Genomic DNA, 12,616 nt, shown 5'->3' with positions numbered 1-12,616 from the left:
GATATGGCCGCTGCCCGCATCCACTTCAGCATTGAGCGTCAAATTACCAGTGACATCCAGCAGTACATTGCCACTGCCTTCGGCTACCAGCACTGGACTATCTGGGGTTCCCGGATTGAAAACGACATTGCCACCGGCTTTGAGCACGATTGCCCCGTTGCTGGTGGTGCGCAGGTCTTCGCCAGCGCTGCTGATGCCAGAGATTGCAGCTTCGCTGTCCACACGCTGAATGTGGAAACTCAAAACATCAACCGTCAGGGCATTGGTTTCGGTGATGAAGATACCACCGCTGCCAGCCTGGGCAGACAAACGGGTCACCGTGGTTTCGATGTGGTTGGTACCACTGCCAATACCCACGCCCGCCTGTAGAATCAGGTCAGCCGCAGTAATATTGACCGTACCATTATCAGCCGCATCCGTGATATTACCACCGGCAGCAATCAGGGCCACATGGCCATCGCCAGCAGCAATCGTCCGCAGCGCAATGTTGCCATCCACCCCAGAAGCACTGCCAGCCTCAAGACGAATATTACCGTCAGTACTGGTGGTGCTGGTGTTCTCACCCATGGTGATATGACGGCCAGCCAACATATCAATGGTCTTGCCTGCGCCGCTGGCGGTGATGTTGGCGTTCTGGACGATATCCCGCCCGGCTTCCAGACTGATATTACCTGCCGTGCTGGTAACATTGGCGTTCAGGGTGATATCGCTGGTTATACCCCCTGCCTTCAACAGCAAATTGCCCGCTGCGGTGACCGTTCCGCCATTGGCGATCGCCAGGGTTTCAATACTGCCCGCTATGGTTTGCAGAATCAGATGGCCTTCAGAATTCAAGTTACTTTGTGCGGCATCCGTAGTCGGTGTCAAAGTAACGCCGTCCGCGCCAACCTGGTTCACATTGATGGCATTCAAGGTGCCTATGGTAATGGCACTGGCTTCGGTGAGGAAGAGACCACTGGTATCCGTGCCTTTGATATCCGCCGCCAGACGGTTAACGCTGATCTCCAGGTGATCCGCAGCCGTGCCCGCCCCCTGACCATTCGCCGTGCCGGTGGTCACGATACGCAGATGATCCGCGGTTACATTATTCTCCGCACCATTGCTGTCGGTGATGCTGCTTGCACTCAGGCTGACATGGCCACTGGTGCTCAAGCCACCCAGTGCCAGCGTGGTGGTTGAGACATAACGGATGTTGCCGTTCTGTGCCGTCGTAGTGGCACCGTCAGCCATGGCGATGACATTGGCCTGTACATCAATGGTTCCGCTACCTGTAGTCTTTACGTCCCCTGCCGCTGCCTGGGTCAGAGTGCCCGTAGCCACAAGACTGATATGGCCGCTGCCCGCATCCACTTCAGCATTGAGCGTCAAATCACCGGTGACATTCAGGAGTACATGGCCACTGCCGGAAGCCACAAGGCCCGGTGTTTTTTCAGTACCGGCGTTGAGCGTTAGCCCGTTTGCTTTGACAACAAGCACTACTGCACCGTTATCGCTGGTGCGGACATCTTCCTGGGTGGTGTTTTGGTCTGCAACTCCTGCCTGAGCATTAACGCAGCTGACATTGAAGTTCACGGTGTCGATGGTCAGGGCGTCACTTTCGCTGACAAATACCCCACCTGCGCCTGCATTGGCTGTAAGCGTGACAACACTGGTATCAATATGGTTGTTGCCGGAACCTATACCCGCTCCGGCCTGGAGGATCAGGCCGTTGGCGGTGATGTTGACGGTATCGTTTTGTGCGGCATCAACTATGGAACCCGCTGTTCCTGCAATGAGAGCTACACTACCCGTACCTGCATTGATCGTGCGCAAGGCTATACCGTTTGCATCATCTGTCAGGTTGGCATTACTGGCTTGTAAACGAATATGACCATTGTTGCTGGTAATGCTCGTGCCCGCTGCCATAGTGATATCATCACCCGCCAGCAGATCGATGGTCTTGCCAAGAGCGTTCTCTCCACTGGCGCTGACATTGGCGTTGACCAGCATATCCCGTCCGGCATCCAGACTGGTGTGTCCGGCGGTATTGGTGATGATCGCACCGATGGTCATGTCCGAGCTGGCACCGTCTGCCTTCAGAAGCAGATTGCCTGCTGCCTCGACAGCGCCGGTGGCGGCAAGGGTCAGGGAACCTTCGGTCAGCACCAGCACGAGATCGCTACCGCTGGTCAGATTATTCTGGTCTGTATCCTGCACCATTTGGGCTGCCAGAGTTCCGTCTGTACTCACCCGGTTGGTACTCTGCCCGGTCTGGGCAAGGGTCAGGGCGCTTGCTTCCGTGATAAAGAGGCCGCCAGCCGTTGCCACAGCACTGAGCTGGGCGGCTTCGATTTCAATATGATTATCGCTTGCACCAATTGCTCTGGCGACTTCAAGCCGCAGGTTTTTGGCATAGATATTGACGGCGGTTATCCCCGCATCCACCAGCGATGCTCCGGTAACGATGCTGACACTGCCCCAGCTACCCTGTCCCGTGAGAGTCTGAGGGTTCGCATTTCGGTCAGCATCAGTACGCGCATCCAGCAGACCCATCTCGATATTGCCGGTAGCCGCCAGGCGGATATTGCCGGTTGTGGTCTGGAATACTGTGCCATCAGCCATCTTCAGGGTCTTATTGGCACCGCTTGCGGCCACATCAATATGCCCCGCACCGGTGGTGATATCTCCATCAGCAGCAAAGTTCATATTGCCAACGGCCAGGACAGAAATATACCCGCTGCCACTGCTGACCGCCTTGTTCACCGCAAGATCACCCGCCTCGGCCTCAATGCGGATATTGCCGCTGCCGCTGACCGAAACGGCCTCGTTCACGGTCATGGTACCGGTCTTATTGATCAGAACCAGGTTGTGGTCTCCGGTAACGGAAAGACGGGCCAAAGCATCCCCTGCCGGATCTGGGTGGCTGCTCACCGCACCTGTAGCCGACACACGGTTGACCACCACATCCGCAACGCTACCCACGGTGACAGCAGTCGCTTCGGTGATGTAGATACCACCATTACCCGCTGCGGCGGCCAGGGTGATAACCTCGGTCTCGATGTGGTTAACACCGGTACCGATAGATGTCCCCGCTTCCATGCGCAGGGTACGGGCAAAAATATCCACCACCGTATCGTTATCGGCAGCCGCATCGGCAACAAATCCTGAACCGGCCTTGATATACACCGATCCCCACTGATCCTGATCCGCAAGACTTACCGGAGAACGGTTACCATTGTTGCGGGCATCCAACAGACCGATTGTAATGTTGCTGCCTGCCTCAATGCGGATATTGCCTTTGTTGGTCTGCAGGCGGGAGCCATTCCCCATGCTGATGGCTCCGGCGGTGGCAAGCAGTTCTATGGTCTTTTCTGCGGTATCCGTATGAATCCGGGTCGCCTCGCCGGTAATGCTGATCCCATCTGCTGCCAGAAGGCTGATGTTTCCTGCACTGCTGAGGATATTTTTCGTTACCGAAAGAGTACCGCTGCCACCGTCCTTGCGGGCATCCAGACGGATATTGCCCACCCCTCCCGTGGTGTTAATGATGCCATTCACCGTCAGATCACCATTCAGGGTGACAAGGCCCATGGAGCCACTCTCACCCGCCAGCGTAATGCCGCTGCTCAGTACCGTCAGTCCCGTTGACTCTTCAATGAACAGGCCGCCCTTGGCCGTTTGCCCTTCTGCCGCCGTGTTTGTGACGGTCAGCCCGACAATTTGGGTTTTCAGGGCCTTGTCGCTCTCTCCGATGCCCTCTGTGGCCGTCAGGGTGACGGTAATGGTTTCGCCATCAAGGTTATGGTCGCCGTTAAATCCTTCCGTCCGTCGAATCCAGCCGCTGCCGTCTTCATTTTTGTCCGCCGTCAGAGTGATGGCGGTTTTGGCATTCAGGGTACTCAGGGCAATGTTACGATCCGCCTCAAAAACAATACTGCCTGCACCAGCCCCAGCACTGCTGGCATCGGTCAGCGTACCATTGTTCATGGTAATATCGGTGGCCGCCCGGTAGGTGATGGTTCCACCAGCACTGGTCACATTCGCTCCCTGCAGAATATTGGCATTGCGGGAGGTGAGGGTGACATCCCCGGCGCCGGAGGCGCTGATGACACCAGCACCGGTAGTACTCAGTTGTCCTCCAGACGACAGACTGATAAGACCGCTGACCCCGGAGATACCCTGAGCCACGCTGATGGTGCTGGCATCTCCTCCCGCAGTCACCGTAATACTGCCGAAACTTAAGGCCTTGATGCCCTGACCGTCAGCGGCCACAGTGATGTTACCGGCAACGGTACTCAGGGTAATGTTGCCATCCCCGCCAGTCTGTTCCAGGCGGTCAACCTGCACATGGCCTGTAATGGCTGGAGACGGGAAGAAAAGCGTGGATCTTTCGGCATACACATTCACCGTGATATGGCCGCTGGTGGTATTGTGTGCATCCAGGATATTGATCTCGGTCCAGGGCAGGTGAATACCTGTGGCGGCACGTACGGTCAGATCCGGGGTTCGCAGGGCCTCATCCAATCGTCCGTCAAGGTTGTTTACAGGATTTTCCTGACGGACATTGCCGCTTGCCGAATACATCGTCACCTGTGGTGCTTCGATCTCGTTACGGATGGTGATGTTGTTCACAGCATCAAGGATCAGGTGACCGTCCGCACGGAAAATGTAATCCGGGCTGCTGAAATCCTCCACCACAATACTGCCGCCGTACATCTCCACATCGGTGAGGAAAGTGTACTGGTCAGCGGTATTGATTGCTCCGATACGTACGGCTCCCGTACCGGCCCTGGCGTGGTCTCCATCCTTATGACCGATGATAATGGTCTCAAAACTCGCCGCATCAATACGACTGATCAGGGTATTGCTCAGGTTGAGGGTGCCTGAAGTACCTCCGGTGGGTGAAGCAATCAAAATTTCACGTAAAAGGTTGGTGGGCCGCAGGGTCAGAACAGAGCCGCTTTCTGTAGCCATGACCGCATTGTCTGTTCCGGGTAGGGTGATGTTGTTGGCTTCAATGAGAATGCTGCCGCCCACCGTTCCGTCCAACCCGTTGAGAACCACCTGCCCGGTACTGAAAACCACACTGTCAGCACCGTTGATTATCAGACTGCCGCCGTTATTGAGGGTCAGGTTGGCGTTAAAGGTTACCGTACCGCTGGCATTGATGATGAGATCCCCGTTCACCACCACGTTACGCTCAAAGGTCACATCACGGGCCTGCGTGATGGTCAGACTGGCCAGGGGATCACTGTTGCCGACAAAACCGGTAAAATAGATATTGCCTTTGGATCCCCCAACATTCGCGGTCAGGGTCAGGGTATCCGACCCTCCCAAACCGTCACCGTTAAGATGATGCAGGGGCGATGTGCCAAAATAGATCTCACCACCTTCAGAGTTCTCATTGCCTGCAATAAGGGTGACACCACCATTAATCTTGACCGAATCCTCATAGATCAGGTCGTTTGCGGAAGTCACATCAGCTGAAATCGTGGTGGTACTGCCGGATCCGATGATGTGCAGGGATTTCACATTCAGATCACTGTCGATATAAACATGACCGCCAGCCCTGGGAGTTTTCAGCACCAGATCATCATTGATGACGACCCCTTTTACGCTGCCGTCGGGATTCGTTCCACCGACAATACGAATCACCAGCGAAGCTTCATCATCTCCAAAAACGATCCTGTTAAAGCCTTCCTGAAGCCTGCTGATTTCTTCCGTACTCAGACGCAGAACATCGTCCCCTTCTTCCACATCCAGATCCCCCAGAACGATGGGGCGGTTCAGACTCACGGGCCGGATGGTAAGGATCGCTCCCGCACTGCGCAGGGCATCATTGATCTCAAGGGTATCGGCAATGATGGTCATATCTTCGCCGCCAGCATCCACAGAACCACTGAAACTCTGACTGCCGGTAAGGGTGGAAACCGAGGTGGCTCCGGCTCGTGATCCGCTCTCTTCGTCAATAAGCGGAATCACTTCTGCGGTACCAGTAACCATCACGGATACGTTTTCGCGCTCACTGCTGGCAACGGTGATCTTGCCCGCATCCACCACAATGGACAGGGGGCTGAAGAGGAAACCGCTGACAGACTGCCCTACCTGACCACGGGCAACAATGGTCAGATGCCCCTGGGTCTGCACGTAGGTAGCATCCGCCTCCCTCAGATTGATATTATTGGCAATACGGGTACTGGCGTTGTAAGCATCAATGCCATCGGTCCAGACCCGTCCTGTCGCGGTATCGACCTTGAAGTGGCCCATCCGCATGGCCCAGTCCACATTGGGATTGAACTGTCCTGTATCGGTAATTCGCCAGCCCACGGCTGCGGGATCATTCACCACCGCTCCCTGTGGCGTAAGCAGGGTAATATTCCCCATTCCCGCAACCCGGATCCCCGCCGCCAGGGTAATATCCCCGCCCTCTGCCGTAATGGCAACCCCACCGCCGGTGGTGCGGATGTCCGTATCCAGACGAACCTCTCCCGACTCACCGCCCGCATACAGAGCCACCGTGCCCGCAGTGGCCCTGATCCCCTTATTGTCCGCATCCAGACTGCCAAGGGTGATGGAACCGTTCAGGGTATGGATGTTCACCGATCCTGCTGCCTGCTGATCCACACGCAGGATCTCCAGGGAACCTGCATTCTCCAGCCAGATATCCCCGCTGCCGGTGTTGATGAGATCGAGTTTCTTAACATCGATTTCGAGCGTCCCGCCCATAAGACTTTCATGTCCCACACCACCCGCAGCACGAATTTCCAGAGTGGCATTGGCCGCACCAATATCCGCAGGGCTGTCACCGGCATCCAGAATGGCTCCGCCGCTGATGATGTGCAGGGTATTGGCGGTACTGCGAATCTTACCCACGCTGATGTTGCCGCCCGCCTCCAGGGTCACCACGCCGGAACCGGCCTGTACCCAGGTTTCGGAGGTCATGGTCAGCGCACCCATTCCGGCGTTGAGATTCACACTGCCGGAGCCGGAGGTGATATCGCCGGTAGCGGCCAGATTCAGGCCATTTGCAGCATGGATGCCGATGGTTCCGTCTGCGCTGTTCACAGCCTGATTGAGGGTGATGGCACCGCTGGTGGTGGTCAGGCTCAGGCTGGCTGCGCCGCTCAAAGTGAGGGCGCTTTCGATGATCAGGGCACCGCCCGCTTTCAGGCTAACGGCACTGCCACCGGTTTGCAGATTGCTCACCACCAAAGCGCCGGTGTTTTCGAGGGTCACCGTGCCGGTGGTGGTAATATCCAGGCCTGTGGCGTTCATCTTGCCACTGATATTGCCCCCAGCGGGTTGGCCGTTAAGGCCTGTGATGCTCACCATGCCTAAGGAAGCACTGGCATTTTCACCAAAACTGACGGCTCCCGAGGTCTGGATGGTCAGACTTCCCGCTGTACCGGTAAGCGCACCAATGGTGAGATCTCCGTCCACCACCAGGGTCAGATCCCCCCCTGCCATGTGCAGACTTTCCACCATCAGACTACCGGCCTGATCCACCATGACATTGCCGGAACCGGTCATGGTCAGTTTCAGGGTATTGATTTTTGAGGTAATGGCCAAATCATTCGCAGCCTGTGCCTCCAGGGTGCCGGCCACCACCGCCCCACCCAGGGCGATCCCCTTGCCGGAGCTAAGCTTGAGGGTACCACTTGCTCCCACATTCAAAGCCTCGACGATCACCAGATCGCCGCCCGCAGACAGATTGATGGTTTCTCCGTCTCCGGTTTGCAGGGTGACCAGGGTCAGATCGCCACCGGCACTAAAGGAGTAGCCCGACCCCACATTGCTGCGCTCGGAAATGATGAGAATATGATCGCCGGGCAAGGGGGCGTTGCCGGAAAGGACATCCATGTTCACGCCGCTGGCACTGACATTGTAGGCCGTGTTCGGTAGAACCGCTGTCAGGGTCAGGCGTTTATTGGCGCTGTCAATGCTGGCTGTCATGACACCACCCGCATCGATTTTACCCTTAAGGCCGTTCAGAATGGAATTCCAGTCAGCGGTTACCCCTTCCTGACCGGGCCGGACACTGTACAGTGTTCCTCCAATCCGGACATCATAACGCATGGCCGTACTGGCATCGCCGCTGAAGGTCACCTGAGTCTGCTGGGCTACCGCCGGACTTACCGACTGGGTGACATCTGTTGCCGGAGCCGGTGTCAGGTTAGCTGTGTAGGTATTGGTGACAAGCACCGAATGAACCGTAAAGGATTGGTTGGGCTCTGTGGCGGTAAGAACAAGCTTTGCCCCATCCACAGAAGCTGCAATTCCCGTATCGGCCAGGGCATTGAATTTGAAAGCCAGGGCCAAAAGCACAGCCCCGCGATCCGCCGTGACAGCCCCGCCGTTAACGGTTTCTCCCACCGCCACATCCACAGTACTGCGCTCTGTCGCACCATGGGGGGTAAAGGCAAGACTGTAGGCGTAACCCGATCCAACGGTCTCCAGAAGTTCGATTTCCGTTATCTGGGCAACACGTTCTCCTGCTTCGGTGACCACTCCAACATTTACCCGATCAGGCTGTACAAGATCCCCCTCATTTTTGACGCTTGCCTCAAGGGTAAAGGATGTATTGGTCTCCTTGTGAGTTACCTTGACAGAGCCGGGGATTGAATCGCCATCCGGATCATCGGGATTGATGGACAAATCCGTTGAATAATCAAAGCCCTCATTTCCAAGGGGTAAGAGGGTATTCAGGAAAGCGTTGTAAAGATCCGCCCAGGAATTTACGGACAGGGCATGTTTTTTGAGAACCGTTTCGTTGCTCACTGCCGTAAACAGGGCATCCGTCACGGCTGTGAAGGAACCGCTGTCCTCCACGTCATAGGGGGTTACATCCAGGGTCAGATGATACTTCAGAGCGCTCTCACCCGACGCTGTCGCATAGAGGGTGCTGCCTGTGAGATGAACAAACTCACGTCCTTCAACAGCTGTGTCCACCCGTTCCAGGGCAATGCCGTCACTGCCAGCATCAAGCAACTGCCGGGCTGTGGCGGTGAAGGCCAGCGTCTCTGAGAGTCCCGCACCCCCAAGGGTGATTACCCCATCCGCAGCACTGGCAGAATAATCCGCCATGGCATCAATCAGAAGAGCCAGCTCCGAAACGATGCCCTCAATAGTAAGCTCTGTCCCTTCTGCCGGGGTATAAGTTACTGCAACGCCTTCTGCCAGGGTGACCGTGTACGTCCCGTCATCCTGGAAACGATCATTCAGACTCAGTTCCGTAATACTGATGGTTCTTGGGACATCGTCTCCAATGGGATTGATGGCCATCTCCCCGCTAAGATCCACCGGTTCTGCTGGATCCCCACCAGCTGGAGTCCTCCCTACGGTAAGCTTAAAGTCTGCCGTTCCCGCACCCGTAGTAATGGTAATGACCGTTCCATCGGCACTGGCTTCGTAGTTGTCTTCTGAATGTATCGCTGCAGCGATCCCTGCAGCAATATCTGCTTGCGTTGCAGTTTCATCCGTCACAAAGGTAACAGAAAGTACGTCCGTAAGAGCCAGGGTATAGGTAACGCTGTAGGCAACCCCTTCTTCAAAAAGAACCCCTGGATTCAAAGCAGCCAAATTAATGGTTCGCGCATCGGTAGCTAAAGGCTCTGCAGCCTTTGCACTGATTGTCACCGCAGCATCAAGGGCCTTCACCACCGAAGCCCGCAACCCGATGGTCTTGCCTTCCAGCCCATTCGCCTCCAGCAAGAGGTTCTCACCCTGGCTCAGAGAATAGGAAATTCCCTCCAGGGTCAGGGTGTAGGTGAAACCAGCCTCCGGTACGGCAAACTGAGTCAGCTGGGGGGTATCAATCAGCATCAGGCCTGCGCCTGTGGTGATATTGATACGGGTATTGATTCCGCCATCCACTGCCGCAGTGAATTCGTCACGAGCCTCCAGCACTGCGGCCAGACCTGCCGCCACTGCCGCCGCATCGTCCCCTGCCTGCGCTGTATAGGAGACTTCAATGCTGTCCGAGCCTGCATAAAAACTCAGGCTATAGACCTTGACTCCCTCAACGGTGAGACCAGCCAGATTGATGGTACGCAGGGAATTGGCTGTTTCCCCCACATCACTGACCGGCGCATACAGTTGCTGAACAAACTCAAGGCTACGGACTTCCGTGGCATCCGTTCCCGCAGCTTGCACCGGGACTTCATAGGTATCCGCTACCGCATCTCTGGTAACCGTCTCCGACACCTCACGGGATGCAGAAACGGTGATAGAACCCATTGCCGTGTTCGGCTGGGCTGCGGTAAGGGTCAGTACAGGTTCATAGGGATGGACTTCAGCACTGACGATCCGACTGTCCGCCTCCAGCAGGTAAGCAAGAGCATTCAGGATACTGTCAAGGCTCTTTGCAACCACGGCACCATTCACCGTATCCCCAACATTTACGGTAAAGGTATCCCCTCCCACGGTTACCACAATCCGATCCGCCAGATGGTGGCTGTTCTGTGTGCTGAAGGTAATGGTCTGCTCCTGATAGGCATCCACTCCCGGAGCCGTCAGTTCCACCACCGTGGCCTGCACACTGGCGGCTGCAGTAAAGGTGGGATTGTCATTGGTCAGGTGGGACTGGGCATCCTGGGTCACACCACCACCTGTCCTGGTGCTGATCACCTCCAGCCCCTGATCAACGCCCACAATACTGGGATTGGTCAGCTGGGTAAGCGCTGCCGCTGTTGTGCCGCGGATGATAACTTCATAACCGTAGAGATCCACCCGTGCATTGTCATAAGGCGCCATCTCGTAAATGCTGCCCATGGCATCGACAATCACCCGGCTGTGGGCCTTCTGGGCTCCGGCTAGCACTCCGGCCTCGGCGTAGTCGATGTACATGTTTTGACTGGCGTTAAGCTGAATATCATTCCCGGCCTTATCCACCATGACGAGAACATTGTGGACATGCTGGTCGCCGCCGGTACCAATGGTGACGGAACCATCCTGGGCCACCACATCGCGAACATGGAGATTTGTGGCCTCGTTGATCAGAATATTCCCGGATACCGTGGAGCGGGCATACAGTTCGTTCACCCGGGTATTGGCCTGGATGGAGCCTGTGGTGGTGATGGACAAAGTATCCGCCAGGAAAACCGCCGCACCCTCGGTGACAAGATTCCTTGCCGTAAGGGTCATGTCATCTGTGGCGTTGACAATACCACCGAGTACCCGCAGATCCTTGTTACCCTGGACATCTATGCGGATATCCTGCGCCGGATTAAAACCGGTCAGTCCACCGATAAAGCCATCAAGCACCAGATCCGCCTGGGTGACGGTGATGTTGATATCCTGTTTTGCGCGGATATCAAACTTATGCACTGGCAAGGCTTCAGTGTTCACCTCGACAAAACCGGAAGCACGGGTTTCGGTGACAAAGAAGGTGATGTCATGGGTTCCGGCACCAGCGGTAATCCGCACTTCTGAACCGCTGGTACTGGCGGTGTAGGCCGCCAGAGCATGAATTCTGGCTGCCAGAGACTGGGCAATGGTTACTGCAGTGTCCCCGCTCTGGGCGATATGCACCACGTCGGCACGGTTGCCGCCATTAACCAGAATTACACCATAGGAATCCCCCACCCGAACGGGAACACTGCCAAGGTTGATGGTACGAAGATCATTGATACCGGCAGAAGCGGCACTCACGATGGAAGCATCCGCATTGAGGGCAATGGCACTGCGTACCGGATTGTCTCCGGTGGCCTTAATGACAAGTTTACCGATCTTGCCGCCGGGGGCATTCCCTGCTGCCAAAATCTGGCCCCCCACCAGCACATTGGCTCCGGACACCAGTTCCAGATGGTCTTTTGCGGTCAGGCTGCCGTTGATACTCAGCACCCCGCCGGTCTGGAGGATGATGGTATCGGCTGCAAGGGTATCGGTGGGAATATTGGGCGAACGCTCGGCCCCGAATTGGAAGGCCACACCCGCCCGGTATTCAATGAGACCTGTGGCATTAAAGAAGCGATAGAGATCGAGACTGCCCTGCTCGGCACTGAAGCCAATGCCGTAGCTGTAATCCAGACTGTCTCCCGCAGTGGGCTGGGGCAGGATGACATTGCCGGTCTCACTGACCAACCGGATAATGTCACCGGTAATTTTGGAAGTCTCCTCCAGCCGAAGGGTATTTTCAGACTGAAGGGTCACGGTGGCTCCGCCGCTCTTGCTGGTGCTGACGATGCCGACAGTCAAACCAGAACTTCGTTCGCCAAGCCCGTCACAATCCGTGATGCTGATGTCACCGCTCTCAGTCGTGACGTTGGTCAGCCTGTTAAGTGCAACGTCAAGGTTCGTAATGCCACTCGATGCGGCAGCCGTCAGGGTATTCGCCACAAGATTGACGGCTCGTTCAGTAGCCACACCCATGATGTTTCCACTGACAGCACTCAGGGTCACATTGCCCTTCGACGTCAGAGTACCCTCTGTTGCAGCAGCATTGATAAGCACCGTACCAGCACCAAGTGCTGTGGTACTGAACTCAATGTTCGCACTGCCTGCCCCCCGACTGATCGTGATGAGGTCACCGCTGGCTGATGCCTGATACGAAGCATGTGCATCGACCAGCTCGGCCAGCTTTCTGGCCAGCTCTGCCCGTGTCGCCGAGCCGACGACATCCGGTACATACGTCAGGGTA

General features: G+C 56.1%; 1 protein-coding gene (running past one end of the window). It reads right to left on the bottom strand.

Annotation, left to right across the window (positions count from 1 at the left end; all coding sequences use genetic code 11):
- Positions 1-12,616: part of a hypothetical protein coding region (locus tag BR04_RS02700; RefSeq protein ID WP_496354440.1), annotated on the bottom strand (this coding region is incomplete at both ends). Its footprint extends 17,984 nt past the window's final position; the window shows 12,616 of its 30,600 annotated nt.

It is taken from the genome of Desulfobotulus sapovorans DSM 2055 (assembly GCF_059569355.1).
The sequence above is the reverse complement of the archived record's forward strand: the minus strand, read 5'-3'. Positions and strand labels throughout refer to the sequence as shown.